This is a genomic window from Altererythrobacter sp. MTPC7 (assembly GCF_042851395.1).
GTDB lineage: Bacteria > Pseudomonadota > Alphaproteobacteria > Sphingomonadales > Sphingomonadaceae > CAJXSN01.
Genome location: NZ_BTGS01000008.1, coordinates 160,571 through 184,145 on the forward strand (window position 1 = coordinate 160,571; position 23,575 = coordinate 184,145).

27 protein-coding genes are annotated in these 23,575 nt (G+C 64.7%); 11 read left to right on the plus strand and 16 right to left on the minus strand.

Annotated elements, in window-relative coordinates:
- The first annotated feature begins 15 nt into the window (after positions 1-15).
- The gene (locus ACGHJ7_RS09125; RefSeq protein ID WP_390476565.1) at positions 16-714 is read left to right on the plus strand and encodes a DUF4136 domain-containing protein; all 699 of its coding nucleotides are present in this window, start codon (positions 16-18) and stop codon (positions 712-714) included.
- A 108-nt stretch (positions 715-822) separates the two neighbouring features.
- On the opposite strand, the gene dut is transcribed toward ACGHJ7_RS09125, so the two are convergent.
- A complete protein-coding gene (dut, locus tag ACGHJ7_RS09130; protein ID WP_390476567.1) occupies positions 823-1,281 on the minus strand; it encodes a dUTP diphosphatase in 459 nt (152 codons plus the stop codon).
- Positions 1,274-2,995 (minus strand): bifunctional phosphopantothenoylcysteine decarboxylase/phosphopantothenate synthase, encoded by a 1,722-nt coding sequence (locus ACGHJ7_RS09135; protein WP_390476569.1) that lies wholly within the window; start codon positions 2,993-2,995, stop codon positions 1,274-1,276. The genes dut and ACGHJ7_RS09135 overlap by 8 nt, the downstream gene beginning before the upstream one ends.
- A gap of 170 nt (positions 2,996-3,165) precedes the next feature.
- Here ACGHJ7_RS09135 and ACGHJ7_RS09140 point away from each other — a divergent pair, with 170 nt between their 5' ends.
- Positions 3,166-3,585 (plus strand): DUF4345 family protein, encoded by a 420-nt coding sequence (locus ACGHJ7_RS09140; protein WP_390476570.1) that lies wholly within the window; start codon positions 3,166-3,168, stop codon positions 3,583-3,585.
- On the opposite strand, the gene ubiB is transcribed toward ACGHJ7_RS09140, so the two are convergent.
- Together ubiB and ACGHJ7_RS09150 are read right to left on the minus strand one after the other, a co-directional pair.
- The gene (gene ubiB, locus ACGHJ7_RS09145) at positions 3,582-5,144 is read right to left on the minus strand and encodes a 2-polyprenylphenol 6-hydroxylase (RefSeq protein ID WP_390476572.1); all 1,563 of its coding nucleotides are present in this window, start codon (positions 5,142-5,144) and stop codon (positions 3,582-3,584) included. The genes ACGHJ7_RS09140 and ubiB overlap by 4 nt on opposite strands.
- 4 nt (positions 5,145-5,148) lie before the next feature.
- The gene (locus ACGHJ7_RS09150; protein ID WP_390476573.1) at positions 5,149-5,892 is read right to left on the minus strand and encodes a class I SAM-dependent methyltransferase; all 744 of its coding nucleotides are present in this window, start codon (positions 5,890-5,892) and stop codon (positions 5,149-5,151) included.
- Between the two features lie 76 nt (positions 5,893-5,968).
- Between ACGHJ7_RS09150 and mutM the strand changes: the two genes are divergently transcribed.
- The 4 genes from mutM to ACGHJ7_RS09170 all read left to right on the plus strand — a co-directional run bounded on the left by mutM (position 5,969) and on the right by ACGHJ7_RS09170 (position 9,920).
- On the plus strand, positions 5,969-6,784 hold the full coding sequence (gene mutM / locus ACGHJ7_RS09155; RefSeq protein ID WP_390476575.1) for a bifunctional DNA-formamidopyrimidine glycosylase/DNA-(apurinic or apyrimidinic site) lyase: 816 nt from the start codon (positions 5,969-5,971) through the stop codon (positions 6,782-6,784).
- 168 nt (positions 6,785-6,952) lie between these two features.
- Positions 6,953-7,213, plus strand: a complete 261-nt coding sequence (rpsT, locus tag ACGHJ7_RS09160; RefSeq protein ID WP_390476577.1) for a 30S ribosomal protein S20 — start codon at positions 6,953-6,955, stop codon at positions 7,211-7,213.
- A 425-nt stretch (positions 7,214-7,638) separates the two neighbouring features.
- Positions 7,639-9,096 carry a chromosomal replication initiator protein DnaA gene (gene dnaA, locus ACGHJ7_RS09165; protein WP_390476622.1) on the plus strand — a complete coding sequence of 486 codons (1,458 nt, stop codon included), beginning with the start codon at positions 7,639-7,641 and terminating at the stop codon, positions 9,094-9,096.
- Between the two features lie 41 nt (positions 9,097-9,137).
- Positions 9,138-9,920, plus strand: coding sequence for a HesA/MoeB/ThiF family protein (locus ACGHJ7_RS09170; protein ID WP_390476578.1), 783 nt, complete (start codon positions 9,138-9,140; stop codon positions 9,918-9,920).
- 519 nt (positions 9,921-10,439) lie between these two features.
- Here ACGHJ7_RS09170 and ACGHJ7_RS09175 read toward each other — a convergent pair.
- Positions 10,440-11,138 carry an NAD-dependent deacylase gene (locus tag ACGHJ7_RS09175; protein ID WP_390476580.1) on the minus strand — a complete coding sequence of 233 codons (699 nt, stop codon included), beginning with the start codon at positions 11,136-11,138 and terminating at the stop codon, positions 10,440-10,442.
- A gap of 35 nt (positions 11,139-11,173) precedes the next feature.
- On the opposite strand from ACGHJ7_RS09175, the gene dapB reads away from it, so the two are divergent.
- The 4 genes from dapB to ACGHJ7_RS09195 are packed head-to-tail and all read left to right on the plus strand — an operon-like array spanning position 11,174 to position 13,428.
- A complete protein-coding gene (dapB, locus tag ACGHJ7_RS09180) occupies positions 11,174-11,950 on the plus strand; it encodes a 4-hydroxy-tetrahydrodipicolinate reductase (RefSeq protein WP_390476582.1) in 777 nt (258 codons plus the stop codon).
- Complete coding sequence (locus ACGHJ7_RS09185) at positions 11,902-12,273, plus strand: hypothetical protein (RefSeq protein ID WP_390476584.1); 372 nt, start codon at positions 11,902-11,904, stop codon at positions 12,271-12,273. Before dapB ends, ACGHJ7_RS09185 begins: the two co-directional genes overlap by 49 nt.
- Positions 12,270-12,941 carry an endonuclease III gene (nth, locus tag ACGHJ7_RS09190; protein WP_390476585.1) on the plus strand — a complete coding sequence of 224 codons (672 nt, stop codon included), beginning with the start codon at positions 12,270-12,272 and terminating at the stop codon, positions 12,939-12,941. Before ACGHJ7_RS09185 ends, nth begins: the two co-directional genes overlap by 4 nt.
- Positions 12,942-12,990: 49 nt before the next feature.
- Positions 12,991-13,428, plus strand: a complete 438-nt coding sequence (locus ACGHJ7_RS09195) for a hypothetical protein (protein WP_390476587.1) — start codon at positions 12,991-12,993, stop codon at positions 13,426-13,428.
- A 13-nt stretch (positions 13,429-13,441) separates the two neighbouring features.
- On the opposite strand, the gene ACGHJ7_RS09200 is transcribed toward ACGHJ7_RS09195, so the two are convergent.
- The 11 genes from ACGHJ7_RS09200 to ACGHJ7_RS09250 all read right to left on the minus strand — a co-directional run bounded on the left by ACGHJ7_RS09200 (position 13,442) and on the right by ACGHJ7_RS09250 (position 22,560).
- Positions 13,442-14,680: a dicarboxylate/amino acid:cation symporter gene (locus ACGHJ7_RS09200; RefSeq protein ID WP_390476588.1), complete on the minus strand. Its 1,239-nt coding sequence runs from the start codon at positions 14,678-14,680 to the stop codon at positions 13,442-13,444.
- A 24-nt stretch (positions 14,681-14,704) separates the two neighbouring features.
- Positions 14,705-15,841, minus strand: coding sequence for a succinyl-diaminopimelate desuccinylase (gene dapE, locus ACGHJ7_RS09205; RefSeq protein ID WP_390476590.1), 1,137 nt, complete (start codon positions 15,839-15,841; stop codon positions 14,705-14,707).
- On the minus strand, positions 15,838-16,713 hold the full coding sequence (locus ACGHJ7_RS09210) for a S1/P1 nuclease (RefSeq protein WP_390476592.1): 876 nt from the start codon (positions 16,711-16,713) through the stop codon (positions 15,838-15,840). Before ACGHJ7_RS09210 ends, dapE begins: the two co-directional genes overlap by 4 nt.
- Positions 16,710-17,384, minus strand: coding sequence for a glutathione S-transferase family protein (locus ACGHJ7_RS09215; RefSeq protein ID WP_390476594.1), 675 nt, complete (start codon positions 17,382-17,384; stop codon positions 16,710-16,712). Before ACGHJ7_RS09215 ends, ACGHJ7_RS09210 begins: the two co-directional genes overlap by 4 nt.
- Positions 17,385-17,457: 73 nt before the next feature.
- Positions 17,458-18,324: an alpha/beta hydrolase gene (locus ACGHJ7_RS09220; protein WP_390476596.1), complete on the minus strand. Its 867-nt coding sequence runs from the start codon at positions 18,322-18,324 to the stop codon at positions 17,458-17,460.
- Between the two features lie 10 nt (positions 18,325-18,334).
- Positions 18,335-18,976: a ribosome biogenesis GTP-binding protein YihA/YsxC gene (gene yihA / locus ACGHJ7_RS09225; RefSeq protein ID WP_390476598.1), complete on the minus strand. Its 642-nt coding sequence runs from the start codon at positions 18,974-18,976 to the stop codon at positions 18,335-18,337.
- On the minus strand, positions 18,973-20,721 hold the full coding sequence (gene yidC / locus ACGHJ7_RS09230; RefSeq protein WP_390476600.1) for a membrane protein insertase YidC: 1,749 nt from the start codon (positions 20,719-20,721) through the stop codon (positions 18,973-18,975). Before yidC ends, yihA begins: the two co-directional genes overlap by 4 nt.
- 58 nt (positions 20,722-20,779) lie before the next feature.
- Entirely contained in the window at positions 20,780-20,989 is a 210-nt protein-coding gene (gene yidD, locus ACGHJ7_RS09235) for a membrane protein insertion efficiency factor YidD (protein WP_390476602.1), read from the minus strand.
- On the minus strand, positions 20,986-21,393 hold the full coding sequence (gene rnpA / locus ACGHJ7_RS09240) for a ribonuclease P protein component (RefSeq protein ID WP_390476604.1): 408 nt from the start codon (positions 21,391-21,393) through the stop codon (positions 20,986-20,988). The genes yidD and rnpA overlap by 4 nt, the downstream gene beginning before the upstream one ends.
- A 165-nt stretch (positions 21,394-21,558) precedes the next feature.
- Complete coding sequence (gene rpmH, locus ACGHJ7_RS09245) at positions 21,559-21,693, minus strand: 50S ribosomal protein L34 (RefSeq protein WP_390476606.1); 135 nt, start codon at positions 21,691-21,693, stop codon at positions 21,559-21,561.
- A 99-nt stretch (positions 21,694-21,792) separates the two neighbouring features.
- Positions 21,793-22,560, minus strand: coding sequence for an alpha/beta hydrolase (locus tag ACGHJ7_RS09250; protein ID WP_390476608.1), 768 nt, complete (start codon positions 22,558-22,560; stop codon positions 21,793-21,795).
- Positions 22,561-22,733: 173 nt separating this feature from the next.
- On the opposite strand from ACGHJ7_RS09250, the gene ACGHJ7_RS09255 reads away from it, so the two are divergent.
- Positions 22,734-23,575 (plus strand): magnesium chelatase domain-containing protein (locus ACGHJ7_RS09255; protein WP_390476624.1); only part of this gene is annotated, 842 nt, incomplete at its 3' end.

Consider the following 23,575-nt stretch of genomic DNA (forward strand, 5'->3'; position numbering starts at 1 on the left):
TTCGAGGGCCGTGTCATGAATTCGATTTCCAGAAAACGCCTGATGCAGTTTGCCGCCGCACCCCTGATGCTGGCCGGCCTGTCCGCCTGTGCGACCGGCTTCAATGCCGATGTTTCGCGCTTCGCCACCCAGCTCCCCGCGCCGCAGGGACAGACCTATGCGGTCGTGGCGGACGATCCGTCGCTCGCCAGCGGCCTCGAGTTCTCGCAGTATGCGTCTCTCGTGGGCGAGGAGATGAGTGCGCTGGGTTATACCCCTGCAGCATCGCCGGAAACCGCCAGCCTTCTGGTACGGTTCGACTACGGTGTCGATAACGGGCGGGAGCGGGTTCGCTCCACCGGCTTCGCACGCGATCCGTTCTTCGATCCGTGGTACGGGCACAGCCCCTATTACCGCACCCGCCTCTATCGCCATCGCGGCTTCTATCGCCCGACCGCGGCATGGGGATACGGGTATTACGATCCGTGGTTCGGCGCGAACGATGTTCGCAGCTACACCGTCTATACCAGCGGTATCGATATGAAGATCGACGATACGGCCAGCGGCGAGCGCCTGTTCGAAGGCAAGGCGCAGGCCCTGTCGACCAGCAACCGCCTGCAATACCTGGTCCCGAACCTCGTCGAAGCTATGTTCACAGATTTTCCCGGCCGCTCTGGCGAAACGCTTCGTATTTCGATAAAGCCGGAAGAGACAAAGGTTCGCCGCGTCGATTGAGACAAGGCGGAACTCGAGCGCTTCGGGTCGCACCTAAGCGTTAGGGGGAGCGGGTCCATCGCAAGATGGGCCCGCTCTTACCCTTTCTGGCAGGCTATTCCGTAGCGATCAGAGGGCTGCCGAGCCGCCGGTCGAACCGAAGCCGCCCGTCCCCCGCGCCGTATCGTCCAGGCTTTCGACCTCTTCCCATGCGGCGCGCGTGACAGGTGTCAGCACGAGCTGCGCGATCCGGTCGCCGCGCTCGACATTGAAGACCTCTTCCCCGTGATTGATCACGATGATCTTCACTTCCCCCCGGTAGTCGGAATCGACCGTGCCGGGCGCATTGGGCACGCTGATACCGTGTTTCAACGCCAAGCCGGAGCGTGGGCGAACCTGGATTTCGTATCCGGCAGGGATGGCGATGGACAGGCCGGTTGCCACGGCGTGCCGGTGGCCGGGGGCGAGTGCGACCGTCTCGGCCGACACCACGTCCATGCCGGCCGCACCGTCCGTGGCATAAGCGGGCAGGTCCAGCCCTTCCCCGTGGGGCAGGCGCTTGATCCGGACATGTATGGTGTCAGTCATTGCCCGTATCCCCTTCCAATGTCTTTGCAATGCGATCGACCAGTTGCCGGGCGACCTCATCCTTCGGCATTTCGGGCAGAGCCTCCACCCCCTGCCCCCGCACGATGTGAACGGCATTGTGGCTGCCGCCCATGACGCTTTCCCCGACGGGGCCGGACACGTCGTTGGCCACGATCCAGTCCACACCCTTGCGCTTGCGCTTGGCCTTCGCGTTCTGGATCACGTCATTGGTTTCGGCGGCGAAGCCGATCAGCAATTCGGGGCGCTGCTTGTGCGCGGCCAGGTTGGCAAGGATGTCGGGATTTTCCTCCAGCAGCAGAGCGGGCGGCGCGGACCCGCGCTTTTTCATCTTCTCGCCCGCGACATCGCGGGTGCGCCAGTCGGCCACGGCGGCGACCATCACCGCGACATCGCACGGCAGGGAGCTGCGCACTGCGTCGTTCATCTCCCGCGCGGATTCGACATCGATCCGGTCGACGCCGGGAGGTGTCTCGAGATGCACCGGGCCTGCCACCAGAGTGACCCGGGCCCCTGCCGCAGCGGCGGCGGCTGCAATGGCAAAGCCCTGCTTCCCGCTTGACCGGTTGGCGATGTAGCGGACCGGGTCGATGGCCTCGCGTGTGGGGCCCGCCGTGATGAGGACATGCCGGCCGAATAGCGGACGATGGTCCGGTTCGGCCTCGAAATCGGGTTGCCCGGCCAGCGGATCCGCTTCCAGCGGTGTTTCCTCGACCAGCGGCCCTTCGAGCGATGGATTTTCCGCCGAAAATGGCTGCGGCGCCTGGCCACCAGTGCCGGTCGCGACCTCGTGATTGATGGCATGCCGGTCCGTCGGCGGTGCGGAAAGCGCCTTGCCCTTGGGCGCGAGAAGGGGCGCTGCCGGTGCGGGGGCCGGAACCGGATCGGGGACCGGAACCGGCGGCTCTTCGACCAGGCCCTCTTCCTGTTCGCCGGGATCCGGCGTGTCAGTCGCTTCTTGCTCGGCCGGCTGTTCCCAATCGGCCTCGATTTCCTCGGCAGAGCGCCTGCGGGTCGTGCGAGGGATGATGGAAGACAGCAATCCGCCCAAGCCGCCCCGCGCCGGTGGCTCGACCTCCGGTTCCGGCTCCAGCGCCTCGACTTCGTAGACCTCTTGCCCGGCCGGACCATCGCCCGGCTCCATATCCAGCTGGCGCGCGATTTCCCGCCAGACATCGACCGGTTCCGGCAGGCGTCCGGGGCCGAATTCGCCGCAGGCCATGGCACCCGTGTCCGGCTCCATCACGGCCACGCCCGCCTCGCGCAGCCACCCGATATTGCGCTGTGTCGCCTCGTGCTGCCACATGCGCACGTTCATGGCCGGCACGGCCAGCACCGGCTTGTCGGTCGCAAGGATCAGCGTGGTGGCCAGATCGTCGGCGATCCCGGCACTCATCTTTGCAAGCATGTTCGCGGTTGCCGGGCACACCACCACCAGGTCCGCCTCGCGGCTGAGCTGGATATGCCCCATCTCGACTTCGTTTTTCAGGTCCCACAGCGTGGTATGGACCTCGTTCTCGCTAAGGGCGGCGAGGGCCATCGGGGTCACGAATTGCGCCCCGCCTTCTGTCAGGACGCAGGTGACATGGCCGCCATTCTTGCGGATCAGGCGCACCAGCTCGCACGATTTATACGCCGCGATGCCTCCGCCGATCACCAGCAGGATACGGGGCCCCGCCCCGGTCATGGTCGCCATTCCAATGTCATTGTTCGGGTCCACGGCGGGACCGCCCCCTTTGTCAGTCTTGCCGTCCATGCCTAGCGGCAGCGCGCATTCGGGGGAAGGCCTGCCCTTCCAATGGTTACGATTTGCCTAGCATGACCCCATCCGAGGCTTTAGAACAGCCCGCGATAAAGGGGGGAACGATGCGTTTGATACTGTCCGCTGTCCTGTTCGTGATGGGGCTGTTCTACCTTTTCGTGGGCGCCGGGTTCATCGTCAATCCGGTCGCGGCCGGCATCGATTTCGGACTGACCGGCGATGGCGCGAAAGGCCTCTCGACCATGAGGGCCGACATGACCGCCTTTTTCTATGTCGGGGGCGGTGCCATGATCTGGGGCGCATGGAAACGGCGCGGCGACCCGCTGCTGGTTTCGGCGGCCCTGTTCGGCATCGCCTTCATCGGACGCCTCGTCAGCTATTTCGCGGACGGACCCTACCCTGCATGGACGGGACCGATGCTGATCGAACTGGTGACCGTCGTCGTCTGCCTGGCGGCGTGGTGGATCCTTCCCGATCGCAAACCGGCGGGCGACCTGCTGCGTCAGGACCGGTCCGGGTTCTAGCCGACCCAGCCCAGCGCCAGCGCGCCGGCAACGGCGCCCGCGCCCAGTGCGGCTGATACGATGTAGCCGGCCCAGCCGCGCGACCTGGCCTCACGTTGCCGCCGTTCCCAGATGAGCTCGATCTCGGGCAGGGGCGCCGCTTCGGGCGCGCCGCCACGGGGCGGGAAACGCTCTTCCACCCGGCGCACCAGGTCCGGCAGTCGCAGCAGGGTGGACAGGTTTTCCTTCAGCGCATCGGCCAGCGCCGCCTCCGGCCCCAATTCGTCGCGGATCCAGCTGCGGACGTAGGGCGCGCTGACGTCCCACATATTGATCTGCGGGTTGAGCGAGGTCGCGATGCCTTCGACCATCACCATCGTCTTCTGCAAGAGCAGCAGATGCGGCTGCGTCTGCATGTCGAAATCGCGGGTGATGGCGAACAGTCCGTCCAGCATCTGGCCGACCGACAACTCGCTCACCGGCTTGCCGCGCATCGGTTCGCCCACCGCGCGAAGGGCGGTCGCAAATTCGCCGACATCGTGATGGCTGGGGACGTATTGTGCCTCGAAATGGATTTCCGCGACCCGGCGGTAATTGCCCGTCGTCAGGCCATAGAGGATTTCCGCCAGCCACTGCCGCGCGCGCCGGTCGATGCGGCCCATGATCCCGAAATCAATCGCGGCAATGGTGCCGTCCGCCTGCACGAACAGATTGCCCTGGTGCATGTCGGCGTGAAAGAAACCGCCGCTGATGGCCTGCGTCAGGAAGGCCAGCACCAGCCGTTCTGCCAGTTCGGCGGGATCGTGACCGGCGGCGATCAGATCCTCGCGGCGGGATATCTTGATACCGTCGATCCACTCGACCGTCATCACCCGGCCATTGGTGCGGTCCCAGTCGATCGCAGGCACGCGAAAGCCTTCAAAACCGTGCATCGCCTCGGCCAGTTCGCTGGCGGAGGCAGCCTCTCGCCGCAGGTCGAGTTCGGAATTGGTCCAGCGCTTGAAATTGGCGATCGTCAGCGCCGGGCGCAGGCGCGCGGCTTCGCCGCCCATCGCCTCCAGATGCGCAGCCGCCCATTCGTAGGTCGCGATATCGCGGGCGAATTTCTCGCGTATGCCGGGCCGCAGCACTTTGAGCGCGACCTGCCGCCCGTCGCTCGTCACAGCCCGGTGGACCTGCGCGATGGAAGCTGCACCGACGGGATCGGGATCGATCTCCGAAAACAGCGTATCCAGCGGCTGCTCGAACGTGGCTGCCACGGCAGCCTCGATTTCGGAAAAGGGAACAGGTGGCAGATTGTCCTGCAGCGAAAGCAGGTTCTGCGCCGCCTCGTCCCCGACAAGGTCGGGCCGGGTCGCGAGGGACTGGCCCAGCTTGATCGCGGCAGGTCCGATCTCGCGAAACGCCCCGGCATAGTCGGGCGATTTGGGCTGGATCGTCCCGAGCCGCGCGATACGGGTCAGCCGGCGAACCGGATCGGGCGTATTGGGATCGCTCTCGATACCGCGCAGGGCACCGTGCCGCGCGGCGGTCCGGCCCCATTTCAGGAGCCGCCAAATATGGGTCGCTGGCCGTGTCACCCGGTCAGATCTTCCAGCCGGAATGGATTGCGACCGCCCCGCCGAGGATCGGTTCCACCCGCGTCTGCGCGAAACCGGCATCGCGGATCATGCCCTCGAACGCCTCCATCGATGGGAAACGCCGGATCGATTCGGCGAGATAGCGGTAGCTGTCCTCGTCATCGGCGATGACCTTGCCGATCTTGGGCATCAGGCGATGCGAATAGGCATCGTAGATTTCCTTGAAGCCCGGCCATTTCGTGCCGTTGAATTCGAGGCAATAGAAGCGCCCGCCATGCTTAAGGACACGGTATGCCTCGGCCAGCGCACGGTCGATACGGGTCACGTTCCTGATGCCGAAGGCGATGGTGTAGGCATCGAACTGCCGGTCGCCATAGGCCAGTTGCTCGGCATCCTGCCGCGACCAGACGAGGCCTGAAATACCCCGGTCCATCGCCCGCTCGACCCCCACGTCCAGCATTTCCTGGTTGATGTCGGCGACGGTGATGTCCGCCCCCTTCGCCGCCATGCGAAAGGCGATGTCGCCCGTCCCGCCCGCCATGTCGAGGATGGCTTCGCCCGGCTGCGGCTTCACGCGGCGCACGAAGCGGTCCTTCCACAGCCGGTGCATCCCGCCAGACATGGCGTCGTTCATGATGTCGTACTTGGCAGCGACGTTCGAGAAGACTTCGCCGACACGGCCGGCCTTCTCCTCGGCGGCGATGTCTTCATAGCCGAACGAGACGGTTTCTTTCGGGGCTTGGCTCATGGGCAGCGCCTTAGGAGAGAATGCGGTGGCGTCATAGTGTTTTGCCGGTTTGCATGCGTGCCTGTAAGGGGAGGACATGCCCGAACTTCCGGAAGTAGAAACAACGGTCCGCGGTCTTGCGCGGTTCCTAGAAGGCGAACGGATCGTGCAGGTCCGCGTCAACCGGCCCGACATGCGCCGCCCCTTCCCCCCCGATCTCGTCCAGGCACTGACGGGCGCACGCATCGATTCGCTGGGGCGGCGGGCGAAATACGGGCTGCTTCATACCGACAGAGACCGGACGATGATCTTCCACCTGGGGATGAGCGGGCGCTGGCGAATCGATCCGGAGGAACCGGACAGGCATGATCACCTGGTGCTGGAAACGCAGGATCACCGCTTCGCCCTGTGCGACCCGCGGCGATTCGGCTGGGTCGACCTGGTGGATACAGCGGCGCTCGACCAATGGCCTTCCTTTGCAGGGATGGGCCCCGAACCGCTGGGCGATGCGCTGACCGCACGGCACCTGCGCAGCGCGCTTGCCGGACGCAAGCAGGCGATAAAGCTGATGCTGCTCGACCAGTCGGTCGTGGCCGGGCTCGGCAACATATATGTGTGCGAGGCGCTGTGGCGCGCCCGGATCAATCCGAAGAAGGCGGGTGGGCGGGTGTCGCTGGCCGCGCTGGAGCGGCTGGTGCCGGAAATCCGGTCCGTGCTCGAACAATCGATTCGCGATGGAGGATCGTCTCTGCGGGACTACGCCCGGCCCGATGGGGAGCTCGGCTATTTCGCGACGCGCTTCGACGTATACGGACGGGAGGGCCAGCCCTGCCACCGGGCGGATGGCGGCGTCATACGGCGTTTTGCGCAAGGCGGGCGAAGCACGTGGTATTGCCCCCGCTGCCAGCGATAGGCATAAATGGTGCGAACGCAGGCGGGGCGCACCACGCAAAGATTCATTGACGCAGCGCCCCTTGCCACTTATGTGGCGCACTTCACGGCGTTTCGGCGCCGCCTTTTTCGTATTCACGAACCAGTTTCATCGGGCCGACCATTTGACGGCCAGAGATCAAGGACGACCATGGCCAATACGCCGCAAGCTCGCAAACGCATCCGTCGCAACAATCGCCGTGCCGAAATCAACGGCGCGCGCATGAGCCGCATCCGTTCGTACCTCAAGCAGGTCGAAACCGCGCTCGAAAGCGGCGACAAGAAAGCGGCTGCCGATGCGCTGCACACCGCCCAGCCGGAACTGATGCGCGGCGTGGCACGCGGCGTCCTGCACAAGAACACGGCCGCCCGGAAGATGAGCCGCCTGAGCAAGCGGGTCGCCGCTCTCTAAAACCGGGCCCGCGGCACCTTGCCGCAGGTTATATTCGAAGGGGTCGCAAGCCGGTGGTTTGCGGCCCCTTCGCGTTTGTTACGGTCATGTTTCAAGTACTGTCACAAAACTCCAGGGTTTCCCGCGATTCGCAGAGCGGGGATGCTCAAAACTGTTGGTAAACAGCTGTTTAAACGGACGCCTGCGGGGTTGCGCCGAGTCAATTTCTTTATTTCAGATTTTTTACCTCCCGCGCCTTGCGACTCACGCCGCTTGCCTCTCTAAAGGTGTTCGAGCCGACCACGGGACAGGATCGGTTCTTGCAGATTCGAGTAATGGGGGAAGGTCCGGAAACCTGGTTTCCGGTCTGAGGCGAAGCCTTGCCTTTCACGGATGGATTGATGCGCCGGATCATCGTGATTCCGGCGGCGGAAGAGGTGTGCGTAATGGCGAACGGCAATGGCAACGGTGCAGCAAGGCGCAAGGGCGATGCGCCGGAAGACCAGGACGCGATCAATCTCGCTGCCGACTGGTCCGACATCAGCCAGGGCCTGCGCAAGGATCTGGGCCACCAGCTTTACAGCCAATGGATCAAGCCGATCCAGCTTGGCGGCATCGATCCCGAAACCGGCGTCCTCGACCTCTATCTGCCGACCGAGTTCAGCGCGAACTGGGTTAACGACCGCTTTGCCGATCGCCTGACGCTGGCATGGAAAATCGCCCGCAGCGAGATTCGCAGCGTGAAGATCCAGGTTCACCCCGGACGCCAGAAGCTGGCCGACCTGCCGGTGGGCGATGGTCGCCGCCCGGCCAATGACGGGCTCGACATCGGGTCGATGCTGGCAGGGGCCGGCACTATCGGCCAGTCGGGCTTCACCAGCTCCGTCGGGCTCGACCAGTCGCTGACGCTGGCGGCTTTCGTGACGGGCGAGACCAACATTCTCGGCTACAATGCCGCGCAGCGCATGGCCGCGGTCGAAACGCCGCAATTCAGCCCGCTTTACCTGAAAGCGGCGACCGGACAGGGCAAGACGCACCTGCTGCACGCCATCGGCCACCAGTATCTCGCCAGCCATCCGCGCGCCCGCATCTTCTATTGCAGCGCCGAACGGTTCATGGTCGAATTCGTCCAGGCGCTGAAGTCGAACCAGACGATCGAGTTCAAGGCCCGCTTGCGCAGCTTCGACCTGCTGCTGGTCGACGACATCCAGTTCATCATCGGCAAGGCCTCGGCGCAGGAAGAGCTGCTCTACACGATCGACGCCCTGCTGGCCGAGGGCAAGCGGCTGGTCTTCGCCGCCGACCGCGCACCTCAGGCGCTGGACGGGGTGGAACCGCGCCTGCTCAGCCGCCTGTCGATGGGCCTCGTCGCCGACATCGCGCCCGCCGATATCGAGCTGCGCAAGAAGATCCTCGAAAGCAAGCTGACCCGCTTCGCCCCGCTCAACGTGCCGGAAGACGTGATCGACTTCCTCGCCCGGACCATCACGCGCAATGTTCGCGAGCTGGTCGGCGGCCTGAACAAGCTTATCGCCTATGCGCAGCTGACCGGCCAGGTCGTCTCCCTGCAACTGGCGGAAGAGCAGCTGACCGATATCCTGTCCGCCAACCGCCGGCGGATCACGATCGACGAGATCCAGCGCACGGTCTGCCAGTTCTACCGCATCGACCGCAGCGAGATGTCGAGCAAGCGCCGCGCCCGCGCCGTCGTGCGGCCGCGCCAGGTGGCGATGTATCTTTCCAAGTGCCTGACCCCGCGCAGCTATCCCGAGATCGGGCGCAAGTTCGGCGGCCGCGACCATTCCACCGTCATCCACGCCGTGCGCCTGATCGAGGACCTGCGCGAGCGCGATGCCGACATGGACGGCGACGTGCGCAGCCTGCTGCGCCAGCTGGAAAGCTGAGTTCTCGACAAGCTGCGCACAGGCTGTCACCAGCCTTTGCCATGAGCCTGTCACAACCCTTGTCTCCGGCCCGCGCCGAGCGTTTCGCCCGTCATATCGTCCTGCCGGAAATCGGCGGAGCCGGTCAGGCCGCGCTGGCCGCGGCGCATGTCGTGCTGGCCGGGCTCGGCGGGATCGGCGCGCCGGTCCTGCAATATCTGGCTGGGGCCGGGATCGGGCGCTTCACCCTGCTGGACGATGGCGAGGTCGAGGCAAGCAATCTGCAACGCCAGACAATCTATACGGAGCGCGATATCGGCCACGGGAAGGCCGTCTCCGCCCGGCGCTGGGTCGCCAATTTCGACCGCGAATTGCAGGTGCGGATCGAGGACGCACGGATCGGTAGCGGCAATGCCGCGGGGCTGGTCGACGGCGCGGACCTCGTGATCGACGGAACCGACAATTTCGCCACGCGGCTGGCGATTTCCGACGCCTGCGTTGCAGTGGGCGTGCCGCTGCTGTCAGCCGCCGTGGGCCGTTTCCAGGGACAGGTCGGCGCGTTTGCCGGGCACTTGCCGGGCCAGCCCTGCTACCGCTGCTTCGTTGGCGATGCCTTCGACGCCGAAGACTGCGACACCTGCGCCGAGGACGGCATCTTGGGCGCCATGGTCGGCTGGACCGGCAGCTTCGCCGCGATGCAGGCGGTGCGGGTGTTATTGGAGCGCAAAGCTGCGTTCGGAGACCCGCAATGGGGCAAGTTGCATCTTATGGACGGCCTGAAGCCGGGAATGCGGACGCTGACTATCGGCAAGGATGCGAATTGTGGAGGGTGTGGTTTAAGCTGAAGCTATCTAATGTTTTATTAGTCGAGATGTGCCAACTCATAGATTTCAGAAATTTCAGTGACGCAGGCCTTCTACGTTTTTCGCCGACATTTTATAGGTCATTGCTTTAGATGCCAGCAGGAATTTATATCGAGCCAATAAGGCAAAGCGTTTTTCTCCTTTCTCTTTCATCCGAGAAACAGATAGAACTTTTGTGCGAAACAGGCTGTCTATTGCGCGACGATATCAGATTCTCCGATACGATCGAGGATTTGCCCGACGATTTTTTCGAAAGCATGGTTCCCGTGATCAGCCAGGATCCTACTGAAATGTATGGGGCGTTCCCGGGTTTGGAAAAATTGAATGAGTTTATGGAACGTGCGTTTGCTGACCAGCGTATGTTCACGGTCCAAGCACTCAAATTCTTTCCCGAATGGGATGTTATCCGTAAGCTTGCGGAGCAAGCCTTGCGCGATCCCGGTCTTGGTAACAGCGTGTGGAGCAGGTCGGTTTCCGGTCTTTCACTTAAGACAAGAGCATTCACTTACCTGAAATCTCACTCACCCACTCCGGTACCAGTTCGCCCGCCTTGCCGTGGCGCGATTCGTCGAACCAGTGTGAGCCTTCGCTCGGCTCGAGATTCAGCTCCAGCGTCTTCGCCCCGCCCATCTTCGCTTCCTGCACGAAGCCGGCGGCGGGGTAGACGGCGCCCGATGTGCCGATGCTGACGAACAGGTCGCATCCCGCAAGCGCGGCATAGATGCGCTCCATCTGGTAGGGCATTTCGCCGAACCACACGACGTCGGGCCGGAGGGCCGGTGTCCCGCAGGCCGGACAGGCCGGACCATCGGCAAGGGGGCCGGTCCATGCATGGCGCGCCCCGCAAGCAGCGCACAGGGCGCTGAGCAGTTCGCCATGCATATGCAGCGGAGAAGCGCCGGCACGCTCGTGCAGGTCGTCCACATTCTGGGTCACGAGGAGCAGCCGGCCGGAAAATTCCCGCTCCAGCTTCGCCAGGGCATGGTGAGCCGGATTCGGCTCTACCTGTTGGACGGCCGCCCGGCGCATATCGTAAAACCGCTGGACGAGAGCGGGATCGCGGGCGAATCCTTCGGGCGTGGCGACATCCTCGACCCGGTGCTGCTCCCACAGGCCGCCCGCGTCCCGGAACGTATCGATACCGCTCTCCGCGGAAATTTTTGGGCCTGTCAGGATGACGATTGTGCGAATGTCTGCCATGGCCCCTATCAGACAGGTTAGCGGCGAGGGGCGCAATGGCACGCATCGGCATTATCGGCAGCAAGGGACGCATGGGGGCGGCAATCGCCGACGTGCTGGAGGCATCGCCCGACCTTACCCCAGCGGGCGGCATCGCTCTTGGCGACGATCCGGGTGCCCTCGCCGCCAAGAGCGATGCGCTGGTCGACTTTTCCGCCCCGGCCGCGCTGCAAGGCAATTTGCAGGCTGCGAAGGAGGCGGGCATCCCCGTCCTGATCGGCACGACGGGGCTGGAAGAGGCGCATCACCAAGCCATCGAGGACGCGGCGCGCGCCATTCCCGTGCTGCAGACGGGCAACACCTCGCTCGGTGTGACGCTGCTGGCGCATCTGGTGCAGGATGCTGCGCGCAGGCTGGGGCCGGAATGGGATATCGAGATCGTGGAGATGCATCACCGGATGAAGGTCGATGCCCCGTCGGGCACGGCGCTTCTCCTGGGCGAAGCGGCTGCACGGGGCCGCGGCATCGACCTCGCCGCCCACACCGAAAGCGGGCGCGACGGCCATACCGGCGCCCGGGGCGAAAGCGCCATCGGCTTTGCGGCCCTGCGCGGCGGCACGGTGGCAGGCGATCATTCGGTGATCCTTGCAGGAGAGCAGGAGCGCATCACCCTGTCGCACATGGCAGAGAACCGCAGCATCTTCGCCCGCGGCGCAGTGCGCGGTGCGCAGTGGCTGATCGGGCGGAAGGCCGGGCGATATTCGATGAACGACGTATTGGGGCTGTGGAGGGCTTTGCCGTCCTGTCCGGCCTGTTCCTGGCCATCCTGCTGACCATCATCGGGTACGGCATGGCCATGCGGGACGATCCGCGCCCTTTCATGCTCCCCATCCTTGTCGGCGCGGCGTCCCTGCTGCTCCTGCCGCTGGGATACTGGATGATCGCGAAGCGCCGGATGCGCCATGTCGGAGGCGGAATTGCCACGGGCGCGATGTTGGTGGCGCTGGCCGCGCTCTGGCTGTGGCTGCTGCGCGGTGCGGGAATGTGGACGACCCATGCCATGCCCCTCGTCATCTGGAGCGCGGTGTGGCTGGTCGCCAGCCTGCCGTTCCAGCGACTGGTCGTGAAGGAATGGCGCAGGAGAAAACATCTGTGACCAAGGATCAGATCTTCGAATTCTTCCGGCGGCTGGCGGACGACAATCCCGAGCCCGAAACGGAACTGGAATACGGCAATTGCTACCAGCTGGTCGTGGCCGTCGCCCTGTCGGCGCAGGCAACCGATATCGGCGTGAACAAGGCGACCCGCGCCCTGTTCGCGGCCGTCGAGACGCCGCAGCAGATGCTGGATCTGGGGGAGGCTGGCCTCAAGGAGCACATCAAGACGATTGGCCTGTTCAATTCCAAGGCGACCAATGTCATCGCGATGAGCCGGATGCTGGTCGACGAATATGGCGGCGAAGTGCCGGATACACGCGACGATCTCGTCCGCCTGCCCGGCGTGGGGCGCAAGACGGCGAATGTCGTCCTCAACTGCTGGTTCAAACAGGAAACGTTTGCCGTCGACACCCACATACTGCGCGTCGGCAACCGCACCGGCCTCGCCAAGGGGAAGACGCCGGAACAGGTCGAGACGAAGCTGGACAAGCGCGTCCCCCAGCCCTTTCGCCTGCATGCGCATCACTGGCTGATCCTGCACGGACGCTATGTCTGCAAGGCGCGCACGCCCGAATGCTGGCGCTGCCCCGTCATCGACCTGTGCAGCTTCCGCAAGAAGGTCATGGAACCGCCGGCCCGGGCGAAGGGTTCAAGGAAAGCAGGCTGAAATGCCGCGCTGCGCTGCGCCGCGTATCCTGCACGACAGGAGCCCGCCCATGCCCGTTCGCACCTTCCCCGCCTTCGCCCGACCCATGGCGCGCATAGCCGCTTCGCTGGCCGCGATAACCGGCCTTGCCGCCTGCAACGCCTACGCCGACACGGACAGCTTCGTCAGCGATGCCCCGGCTGCTCGTGTGGTGGGAGAGCCGGTCAGTTGCCTCAGCGCCAGCCGGATCCGTTCGACGGTGGTGCATGACGACCGGACGATCGACTTCGAGGTAACGGGCGGCGACATCTACCGCAACACGCTGCCCAATCGCTGCCCGCGACTGGGGTTCGAACGCTCGATTTCCTACGATATTCGCGGCGGGCGGCTTTGCAGCCCGGAATTCATCTATCCGCTGGAAAGCATCGGCGGCGGCATCCAGCGCGGGGTCGGCTGCGGTCTCGGCGAATTCGTACCGGTGGAACTCGTCCGGGACGACCCGGCCTGACGCAGGCTGCCGCCTAAACGTCGTCGGCGGAGATCATTTCCTCGCGGTCGATCTCGCCCGTCATCACGGCAACGGTCGTGGCGATGGCCGCATCCCCGCTCACATTGGTCGTGGTGCGCATCATGTCCATGATTCGGTCGACGCCGGCCACGAAGGCGATGGTTTCCAGCGGCACGCCCACTGCGCCGAACACCAGCGCCATCATGATGAGGCCCGCGCCCGGAATACCGGCGGCGCCGATGGCGGCCAGCGTGGCGAGGATCGAGATCAGGAAGTAATCGCCCCAGCTCAGGTCCACGCCGAAAATCTGCGCGCCGAACAGCGTGGCGAGGCCCAGATACATCGCGGTGCCGTTCATGTTGATCGTCGCACCCAGCGACACGACGAAGCTGGACACGGACGGGCTGACGCCCAGGTTGCGCTGGGTGCAGCGCAGCGTCACAGGCAGGGTCGCGTTGGAACTGGCGGTGGAATAGCTGACGGCCATCGCGTCCACGATCCCGCGGAAGAAATCGCGCACCGGCAGGCGGGCGATGAACTTGATCATCGCCGAATACATGACGAAGATGATGATCAGGCAGCCTGCGTAATTCAGCGCGACCAGCTGGGCCAGGGCGGCAAGCGCGTCGAAGCCCAGCGTCCCTGCGACCCATGCCATCAGGGCGAAGACGCCGAAGGGCGTCAGCTCCATCACGATCAGCGTCACCTTCTGCATGATGATCGCGCCGCTGTCGAAGATGCGCTTGACCGGCTCCCCGTCCTTCTCCGCCATCAGGATGCCGATGCCGATCAGCAACGCGAAGACGATCAGCGGCAGGACCTGTGCGTCCGCCATGACCTGAACCGGGCTTTCGGGGATGATCGACAGGACCATGTCGACCGCCGTCGTCTCGTTCGGTTCCGGCGTCGCGCCTTTCTCGATCGCGCTGGTATCGACCCCTGCGCCGGGCGCAAGGACGGTTCCCATGCCGAGGCCCAGCCACACCGCGATCTGCCCCGTCACCACGAACAGCAGCATCGCCCGGCCGCCCACGGCGCCCAGTTTCCTGAGATCGCCGATCGCCGCGACGCCCGCCACCAGGCTGAAGAAGATGAGCGGGACGACCAGCATCTTGATCGACTTGATGAAGAAGTCGCCGATCCACTTGATGCTTTCCGCCTCCGGTCCCCATGCCCAGCCGGTCAGGATGCCCAGGATCAGGGCGGCGACGACGCGCTGCCACAGCGGGATTGCAAACCAGGTGCGAAGCATAGGTGGTGGCCCCCCTCGGACCGATCAGTCGGTAAGAGCCGCCCTTGCGACCCGTGCATAGATGCGGCTTAGCGTATCGAGGTCCTGCAGCGCCACCGCCTCGTCGGTCTTGTGCATGGTTGCATTGACCAGGCCGAATTCGATGACGGGGCAGACCGCGCGCAGGAACCGGGCATCGGACGTGCCGCCCGTGGTCGACGCCTCTGGCACCACGCCCGTTTCGGCTTCCACGGCAGCCGCGATGATGTCTGAAAATTCGCCCGGCGGCGTCAGGAAGGGCTCGCCCGAGATGATCGGTTTCGCCACGCCGCCATGCTTGCGGGCAATCGCCATGACCTTCTCGGACAGGGATGCGCCCGAATGCCGGTCGTTGAAGCGGATGGAGATGCGCGCTTCGGCGCGGGCGGGAATGACATTATGCGCGGCATTGCCGACTTCGAGGTCGGTAATCTCGAGATTGCTCTGCTGGAACCAGTCGGTCCCCTCATCGAGTACGAGCGCGTCCAGGTCCGCCAGCATGGCCACCAGCCTGGGAATCGGATTGTCGGCCAGGTGCGGATAGGCGACATGGCCCTGGCTGCCCTCGACCTCGAGCCAGATATTGACCGATCCCCGCCGGCCGATCTTCATCATGTCGCCCAGCCGGTTGACGCTAGTGGGTTCGCCGACGAGGCACAGGTCCGGTTTCTCCCCGGCCTGCTCCATATATTCGATGAGAGCGCGCGTCCCGTGGAGCGCGGGTCCTTCTTCGTCCCCGGTGATGATGAAGCTGATCGTGCCGGCGTCCGCTTCGACATCCGCGGCGGCTGCGACCATCGCGGCGATCGCGCCTTTCATGTCGACCGCGCCGCGCCCGTAGAGCAGGTCTCCGCGCACTTCCGGCTCGAATGCATCGCTGTGCCAGCCATTGCCCGGCGGGACGACATCAAGGTGCCCGGCAAAGGCGATATGCCTCGATCCTTCGGGACCGCGGCGGATGGCGAACAGGTTCTCGACCGGTGCTTCGGGCGTGCCCTCCTCGCCTTCTCCGCGCGTAAAGCGGTGAACCTCGAAGTCCAGCGGTTCGAGCATGGCCTGCATCACGTCGAATACCTCGCCGGTCGCGGGGGTCACGCTATGCGCGGCCATCAGGCGCTTTGCGTAGTCCAGCGCATCGCTCATGCGCCGTCCTCCTGCGGCAAGGAGCCGGGGGCCATCGCGCTGTCGAGCAACTGTGCGATCCTGAGCCCTGCCTGCGTCACACGACGCTCAGCTACGGGAATCGCTTCGGCGATGGCTTCCTGCGACAAGGCCGTGCGATCGGGAAAGCTGCCGTCGCACGGATTGCAGTCGTAAGCCTGGCGGTAGATGAAGCTGCGGCTGATCTGCCAGCTCTCGCGGCCCCAATCGGCCGGACCGCCGCCTGCCAGTTCGGCAAGCTCCGCCGCGCCATACCGACGCACCAGCGAGGGGCGGGCGCTGGTGATCGCGCGCTCGGCCAGCGGGCCGTCCCAGATCCAGTGCAGGTTGAGCTCCGGGACGATGCCGTAATCGACCACCCGGTCGTTGCCACCGCGATCGTCCCAGTCGCCGGAATGCAGCGGCATGTGGATGTCGCCTGCGAAGTGGGCCATGAAGGCGAGCGCTTCCAGCCGGACATTGTCGGGCAGGCTCTCGTCGGCGAGGATGCGGTGATTGCGGGTCACCTGCGCGCTGACGCAATTGCCGCCCGAGCAGTTCTTGCGCACATCATAATCCTGCGTCACCGGCTCGGTCTGGTAATGCCAAGCGGCGGTGTAGCCCCACCGCCAGCCCTCACGCCGCACGCAATCGGGCCAGACGGTCGCTTCGGCCATCGTCGACAGCGGGCAGTCGGGCGTGCCGATCTGCGGCTCGGCGGCGTAGAGGCGGTCGATCGCAGCGCGCGTATCGGGGCGGATATTGGCGAGCGCGATCTCGCCGGTAACGGTGTGCGCGAAGAAGCCCCACGCCATCGCCGGCGCTGCCTGAAACGCGAGCGTGACGCTCGCCAGAACGGTCAGGAAACGCATCATTCCTCGCCCGCCGCGGTCCATTCCGATCTTTCGATGACCCATTCCTCGTCCTCGGCTGCGGCGATCCATGCCTGCAGCCATTCATGTTCCCACATCGCCTCCATGTAACCTTGCGCGAAGCCGGGCAGCTTGAAGCCATAGGTCAGGAAACGGCTGACGACCGGCGCGAAATAGATGTCGGCAGCGCCGAACGTGCCGAAGAGATAGGGCCCGCCCTGCCCGAAACGCGCCCGCGCCTCTGCCCACAGGCCGAGGATCCGCACGACGTCCTGCCGCGTCTGCTCGGAAATCTGCACGCCTTCGAACCGCTTGCGGATATTCATCGGACATTCCGCCCTGAGCGAGGCGTATCCGGAATGCATTTCCGCGACCATGGCACGGGCCATGCCGCGGGCGGCGTCGTCCTTCGGCCAGAACCGGTCGCGCCCCACCTTGTCGGCGAGATATTCCAGGATGGCGAGACTGTCCCAGACAACCGCGTCGTCGTCCCACAGGATGGGCACCTTGCCATGACTCGCGGCCAGCGCCTGGTCGTCCGACTTTGCCTGTTCCCACTGCTCACCGAACATCGGGACCAGTATCTCTTCGAAGGAGAGACCGGACTGCTTGGCGGCCAGCCAGGCCCGCAGGCTCCAGCTGGAATAATTCTTGTTGCCGATAATCAGCTTCATGTGCCGGTCCCACCAGATTGACGTGCAACAGGCGGGCTAGCTGTTCAGAATGCAAGTGTCGATACTGAACGGATCAAGAGCCGGCCGGGTCGACGAAGGCTGCGATATCCTCAAGCGCCGGAGAATTGCCGCGCAGCGGTTTTGCGATGGATGTGATGATGCCGACATGGCCGACGCCCGGGTAGATTTTCACGTCTGCAGGGGTCCCGCCAGCGCGAAGTTTTTCGGCAAGCTGGCGGCTGTTGCGCGGCTCGACCGTGGTATCGTCTGCCCCTGTCAGCAGCAAGGTGCGCGGATCGCCCGCGCCTGCCCGGGTGATGGGCTGTGTTTCCGCCGGTTCGGGCCAGTTGCCGAACGCAGCCTGCGTCACCTCGCCCTCGAAAGGCGCAAAGTCATAAGGTCCGGCAAGACCCACCCAGCCATCGATAGCGGTGCGATCGGAGCCCAGCCACCGCTCGTCCAGCGCCAGCATCGCCGCGATATAGGCACCGGCGGAATGACCGATGAGAACGATCCGATCGGGATCTCCGCCATATTGCGCGGCATGCTTGCGCGCCCACCGGACAGAAGCGGCACCATCCTCCACGAATGCAGGATAGCGCACGTCGGGGACCAGCCGATAGTCGGGAACCAGCGTCACGAAACCGCGGGCGGCCAGGGCCCGGCCCACAAAATCATAGCCGGTACGCGTCCCGCTGTTCCAGCTTCCGCCGTAGAAGAACACGACAACGGGGCGCGCTCCACCGGCTTCGGGCGCATCGGCATCCGGCGTGAAGATATCGAGTTTCTGCCGTTCTTCGCTGCCATAGGCTATGGCTTCGGCAACCTGCCGGGAAGCCCCGTCCTTCGGGATGACGGCATTGAAGGTCTTGAGCGGCGAACAAGCCGCCAGCGCGAGCATGCCCACCATCGACAAAGCGGTCTGTCCTGCAATTTTCATTCGTGCCCGATCACACCGCATCTGCCACCACGGCCGCTCTCAGGGCGGCGATCCCCATGCCTTTTTCGGCGCTGGTAATATGTAGCTCAGGGAAAGCGGCGGGATGCTTCTTCGCTTCTTCGGCTACCCTGGCCGCAGTCGCCTCCAGCGCGCTGGCCTTGATCTTGTCCGCCTTGGTCAGGACAATGCGGTAACCTACCGCCGCTTCGTCCAGCATCTTCATCATGTCGCGGTCGACGTCTTTCAGCCCGTGGCGCGCATCGACCAGCACCAGCGTGCGCGCCAGCACGGCGCGGCCGCGAAGATAGGTGCGGACCAGCTTCTTCCACTTGTCGACGACCGCCACCGGCGCTTTTGCAAAACCGTATCCGGGCATGTCGACGAGGCGGAATTGCAGCGGCTCGCCGACCTCGAAGAAATTGAGTTCCTGCGTCCGGCCCGGCGTGACCGAGGCGCGGGCAATCGCCTTGCGCCCGGTCAGCGCGTTCAGCAGCGACGACTTGCCGACATTGGACCTGCCGCAAAAGGCGATTTCCGGGACCACCGGGTCGGGCAGGAATTTCAGCTGCGGGGCGGACAGAAGGAAATCGACGCGCCCGGAAAACAGCCTTGCCGCGGCCTTTTCCTCCGGCGTTTCAGGGGAGCCGATCACGCCTTCTCTTCTTTCGCCCTTGCCGCGTCGCGCTCTTTCTCGGCCCTTTCCTTTTCCACCGCGGCCCGCAACTGCGGATGCTTGGAATAGAGATATTTCTGCTGCGCCAGCGTCAGGATGTTCGACGTATTCCAGTACAGCAGCAGGCCGGCGGCGAACGGTGCCATCACGAACATCAGCACCCACGGCATGATGTTGAAGATCTGGCGCTGCACGGGGTCAGTCACCGGGTTGAGCTGGAAGGTCAGCCACATGGTGAAGCCGAGCAGCACGGCCAGCACGCCGATGCCGAGGAAGCTGGGCGGCGTGAACGGCAGCAGGCCGAACAGGTTCAGGATCATCGCCGGGTCGGGCGCGGAAAGATCCTCGATCCACAGGACAAAGGGCTGGTGGCGCATCTCGATCGCCAGGATCAGGACCTTGTAGAGTGCGAAGAAGACCGGGATCTGCAGCAGCATGGACAGACACCCGGCGAGCGGGTTGATGCCCTCGTCCTTGAACAGCTTGCTCATTTCCTGCTGCTGGCGCTGCTTGTCGTCCTTGTAGCGTTCCTGCAGCACCTTCATTTTCGGCTGGATGGCCTTCATCGCGGCCATGCTGGCAAAGCCCTTCTGCGCGATGGGGAACATCAGGCCGCGCACGATGACCGTCAGAAGGATGATCGCGACACCGAAATTGCCGACCGCCTCGAACAGGGTGCGCAGCAGCCACAGCAGCGGCTTCTCGAACCAGCGGAACCAGCCCCAGTCGATGGCAAGGCCGAACTTCTCGATCCCGCCGTCTTCATAGGCGTCCAGGACCGCGCTTTCCTTTGCGCCTGCAAACAGCTGCGTGGTGCGGGTGACCTGCCGGCCTGCGCCGATCGTCGCGGGCTGGTAGATCACGTCTGCACGGAAGGTCGTATCGTCCAGCGCGCGGAAGGCGCCGTCGGGATTGGAGCCGCTTTGCGGGACGAGCGCGCTCAGCCAGTAGATGTCGGAAAAGCCGATCCAGCGGGTCGTCCCGCCTTCCGGATTGACGACACCTTCTTCGGCCAGGTCTTCGTAGTCCGGCCCGTAATCGGCACTGTCGCCGAACACGCCCATCGGGCCCGAATGCGCCAGCCACGTATCGAGGCTGGCCAGGGCATCGGTCCGCGTGACGGTGGCGAAGGGACGGGCAACGATCGGCCCCGACCCCGTATTGGCAACCGTCTGCTGCGCCGTGATCATGTAGTTTTCGTCGATCGACAGGGCGATGCGGAATTGCTGACCCTCGCCGTTGTCATGGGACAGTGTGACCGGGCTTCCGGCTGAAAGCGTGTCGCCGTCGGCCTGCCACACCGTATTCGCATCGGGGAGGCTGGCCCCTTCGCCGACCCAGCCGAACTGGGCAAAATGCTGGCCCGCCGTTCCCTGCGGCGCGAACAGCTGAACCGGGCCACTGTCATCGTCGACGGTCGCGCGGTGATCCTTCAGCTCGATGTCGTCGATGCGCGCGCCGACGAGATTGATCGATCCCTCGACACGGGGCGCATCGATCCGGATGCGCTGGGGGCTGGCCAGCGCTTCTGCCAGGTCGACCGGCCCGGCCGGTGCGACATTGCCGGTATCGATCTCCGCATTGCCGGCGGCCCCCTCTCCATTCGCCACCGCTTCGACCGGGGTCTCGGGCTGCGGATAGAGGTAGTTGACCGCGGCATCCCAGCCGAAAAGCAGCAGGGCGCAGAGCAGAACGGCGAAGAACAGATTGCGATTATTGTCCAAGGGAACGATTATCCGTTGTGCTGGCCGCAATGGCGCGAAGTGTGATTGTCGGGAGCCGTCATGGCACGGGATCGTATCCGTGCCCGCCCCATGGGTGGCAGCGCATTATACGCTTGAGGGCCATCCATCCACCCCTGATCGCCCCATGCTTTTCCAGCGCCTCTATCGCGAAGGCGGAACAGCTCGGCTGATACCGGCACGAAGGCGGCAGCACCCGGCTCGGGCCGATCTGCCATGCGCGTGCAACAAAAATCAGAATGCGTTTCATTTGCGGGACTTGCCTGCTTGCGACGGCTTGCCGCCGCGCGCGCCCCTTTTCGGGCGGCGGCCTCGGCGTGGGTCGGACTTGCCTTCGCGTGCCCTTTCGAGAGCGGCGGAAAGCTCTGCCCGCAAGGCCGCGAAATCCCGTTCGATTCCGGCATCGCGGCCGATCAGGACATGGTCGTGATCGGGCAACCCCTCCTGCGGCAGCGCATCGCGCAGCAATTCGCGGAACCGCCGCTTCATCCGGTTGCGGATGACGGCGTTGCCGACCTTCTTCGTGACGGTGATGCCGAACCTCTTGCCCTTCCCCCCTGCCGGGCCGCCATTGGGGTTTGCCAGCAGCACGAAGCCGGGGCGCGCAACGCGCAGCCCGCGATTCGCCGCGAGAAAATCGGATCGCTTGCGCATCGGAGCGAGGGATTCGGAGGAACTGGGCTGCTCCATGATGCTCCCTATACGCGAACGGGCCCCCGAAAGGGAGCCCGTCACGACCTGCCGGTCAATCGCTGCGCAGGCCATCAGAGAGACCTGCACACGAGAATACCGCGCCCCTTTGCGGAGCGCCGGCAAAGATCAGGCGGTCAGCTTCTTGCGGCCGCGCTTGCGACGGGCACGGAGGACCTTGCGGCCACCGACGGTCGCCTTGCGCGCGAAGAAGCCGTGGCGACGGGCGCGAACGAGATTGCTGGGCTGGAAAGTCCGCTTCATGGCGAAGTCCTCAAAATCAAGCTGTGATGATGCGCCGCAGATGCAGCGCGAATAAAAAGGGCCGCCCGCAACCGGACGACCGCCGTATGGAGCGCGCGATTAGAAGGTCGGCGCCCCCAAGTCAAGATAGGCAATCCGCGGAGCGGCAACATTCGGCACCTGTACGGCGGCGTCCGCGCCGGCTGCTTCGTCACCTTGCCCGATCCAGCCGCGCATGTCCTGCGCCGTCAGCCAGCGGGCCGAATCGTGCGGAACGGAATTGGTCATGTCGTAAAAGGCGCGCGCATCCTCTGCCGAAAAGCCCATTTCCTGGTAGAAGCCGACATATTCGGCATGGATCGGGGCGTTGGCGGCATAGTCGTCTGCTTCCCGCCCCAGATCGTCCATCCAGCTGTGAACCGCGAATTCGGCACCGTCATCGACGCTGCGCGAAGCACCGGACAGGAACAGCTCGACCGCGCCCGAGCGCACGGAACCGCCGGCTGGAACGTGGGTCGCGATACCGGCACCGCGAATCATCCGGCCCAGTTCCAGGTTCGCGACATCGTCGTCCGTGCCCGGGCATTCCACGAGGCGCAGCGTTGAAAGGTGCGGATAATCTTCCAGCATGGCGGCGAAATTGGCCGGACTGGCCGTGCCGGTCACACCCACCAGCGCAGCGGTCCGATCGTCCAGCACACGAAACGCGCCATAGCTGGCGACCGCCTCCGGCATGGCAGGGGCCGCGTGGAAGGGGGTGGCGCGGCTGGCGCCGACTTCGACCCATTCCTCGACGACCCACTCCTCCACGATCGTCTCGATCACGACGTAGTTCTGCGCGGCCGCAGGCGCGGCGACGCAAGCGAACATCGCGAGGACGAGGGTCATGAGGGCAGACGAGAGGCGGGCCATGCAAAGCGGGATGGAGGCCCCGTCTTGCGTAAAGGCGAACGATAATGGTTGCTTCGCGCGTAACCATGCTGTTTCAAGGTGCCTCGATCGCGCAACGGCCTGAAATCCGAGGGGGATTCAGGCCGCCTATCTGTATGGGGCAAGCAAACGTGGTCGCACTAGTAAGGACAGTCGCCTATCTCGGGCTGGAAGCACGGGAGGTCGAGGTCCAGTGCCAGATCGCGTCCGGCCTCCCCCGCTTTTCCGTCGTCGGCCTGCCGGACAAGGCCGTGGGCGAAAGCCGCGAACGGGTGCAGGCGGCGCTGGCGGCGATGGGCCTCGCCCTTCCGCCCAAGCGGATCACCATCAATCTCTCGCCCGCCGACCTGCCGAAGGAAGGCTCGCATTACGACCTCCCCATCGCGCTCGCCTTGCTATCGGCCATGGGCGTCACCGACAGGGAGCAGCTGGCCGATTTCGTGGTGGTCGGCGAACTGGCACTGGATGGCCGGGTGGTCGCCAGCCCCGGCGTGCTGCTGGCGGCGATCCATGCAAACCACACGCAGCTCGGCCTCATCTGCCCTGCCGGACAGGGCACGGAGGCCCGCTGGGCCAGCGATGTCCCCGTAACGGCAGCCCCCGACCTGACCGCGCTGCTCAACCACCTGAAAGGCACGATGCAGCTGCCGGAGCCGGAGAAGGGCGTGGTGGCAGAGGCCGATCGCGGCCCGGACCTGAAGCGGGTGAAGGGGCAGGAAACCGCCAAGCGCGCGCTGGAGATTGCCGCAGCGGGCGGACACAACTTGTTCTTAACCGCGTCGCCGTCGATTGCATTACGCGCAACGGCAGCTTCGCGCTCTAATTCCGGTCATTGGATTGGTCGCGATTTTCACCTAAAAGCTGACGTGAGGCAGCATGGAAGCGTGGACGCGGGCCGCGTCTTCGGCCAACTCCATGACATCGGCATGAAAACGCATGTACTTGACAAGATCGTGCGGCAGGCGAGCGACTT

Bases quoted from the DNA above. Each gene is read 5' to 3' on its own strand.
- dapB (WP_390476582.1), top strand. From the start codon at position 11,174: ATGGCACGCATCGGCATTATCGGCAGCAAGGGACGCATGGGGGCGGCA.
- dnaA (WP_390476622.1), top strand. From the start codon at position 7,639: ATGGCGAACGGCAATGGCAACGGTGCAGCAAGGCGCAAGGGCGATGCG.
- ACGHJ7_RS09125 (WP_390476565.1), top strand. From the start codon at position 16: ATGAATTCGATTTCCAGAAAACGCCTGATGCAGTTTGCCGCCGCACCC.
- ACGHJ7_RS09220 (WP_390476596.1), bottom strand. From the start codon at position 18,324: ATGAAAATTGCAGGACAGACCGCTTTGTCGATGGTGGGCATGCTCGCG.
- ACGHJ7_RS09210 (WP_390476592.1), bottom strand. From the start codon at position 16,713: ATGATGCGTTTCCTGACCGTTCTGGCGAGCGTCACGCTCGCGTTTCAG.
- ACGHJ7_RS09195 (WP_390476587.1), top strand. From the start codon at position 12,991: ATGCCCGTTCGCACCTTCCCCGCCTTCGCCCGACCCATGGCGCGCATA.
- rnpA (WP_390476604.1), bottom strand. From the start codon at position 21,393: ATGCGCAAGCGATCCGATTTTCTCGCGGCGAATCGCGGGCTGCGCGTT.
- ACGHJ7_RS09175 (WP_390476580.1), bottom strand. From the start codon at position 11,138: ATGGCAGACATTCGCACAATCGTCATCCTGACAGGCCCAAAAATTTCC.
- ACGHJ7_RS09250 (WP_390476608.1), bottom strand. From the start codon at position 22,560: ATGACCCTCGTCCTCGCGATGTTCGCTTGCGTCGCCGCGCCTGCGGCC.
- ACGHJ7_RS09150 (WP_390476573.1), bottom strand. From the start codon at position 5,892: ATGAGCCAAGCCCCGAAAGAAACCGTCTCGTTCGGCTATGAAGACATC.
- ACGHJ7_RS09215 (WP_390476594.1), bottom strand. From the start codon at position 17,384: ATGAAGCTGATTATCGGCAACAAGAATTATTCCAGCTGGAGCCTGCGG.
- ACGHJ7_RS09135 (WP_390476569.1), bottom strand. From the start codon at position 2,995: ATGGCGACCATGACCGGGGCGGGGCCCCGTATCCTGCTGGTGATCGGC.
- rpmH (WP_390476606.1), bottom strand. From the start codon at position 21,693: ATGAAGCGGACTTTCCAGCCCAGCAATCTCGTTCGCGCCCGTCGCCAC.
- ACGHJ7_RS09140 (WP_390476570.1), top strand. From the start codon at position 3,166: ATGCGTTTGATACTGTCCGCTGTCCTGTTCGTGATGGGGCTGTTCTAC.
- ACGHJ7_RS09170 (WP_390476578.1), top strand. From the start codon at position 9,138: ATGAGCCTGTCACAACCCTTGTCTCCGGCCCGCGCCGAGCGTTTCGCC.
- rpsT (WP_390476577.1), top strand. From the start codon at position 6,953: ATGGCCAATACGCCGCAAGCTCGCAAACGCATCCGTCGCAACAATCGC.
- dut (WP_390476567.1), bottom strand. From the start codon at position 1,281: ATGACTGACACCATACATGTCCGGATCAAGCGCCTGCCCCACGGGGAA.
- yidD (WP_390476602.1), bottom strand. From the start codon at position 20,989: ATGAAACGCATTCTGATTTTTGTTGCACGCGCATGGCAGATCGGCCCG.
- ACGHJ7_RS09200 (WP_390476588.1), bottom strand. From the start codon at position 14,680: ATGCTTCGCACCTGGTTTGCAATCCCGCTGTGGCAGCGCGTCGTCGCC.
- dapE (WP_390476590.1), bottom strand. From the start codon at position 15,841: ATGAGCGATGCGCTGGACTACGCAAAGCGCCTGATGGCCGCGCATAGC.
- mutM (WP_390476575.1), top strand. From the start codon at position 5,969: ATGCCCGAACTTCCGGAAGTAGAAACAACGGTCCGCGGTCTTGCGCGG.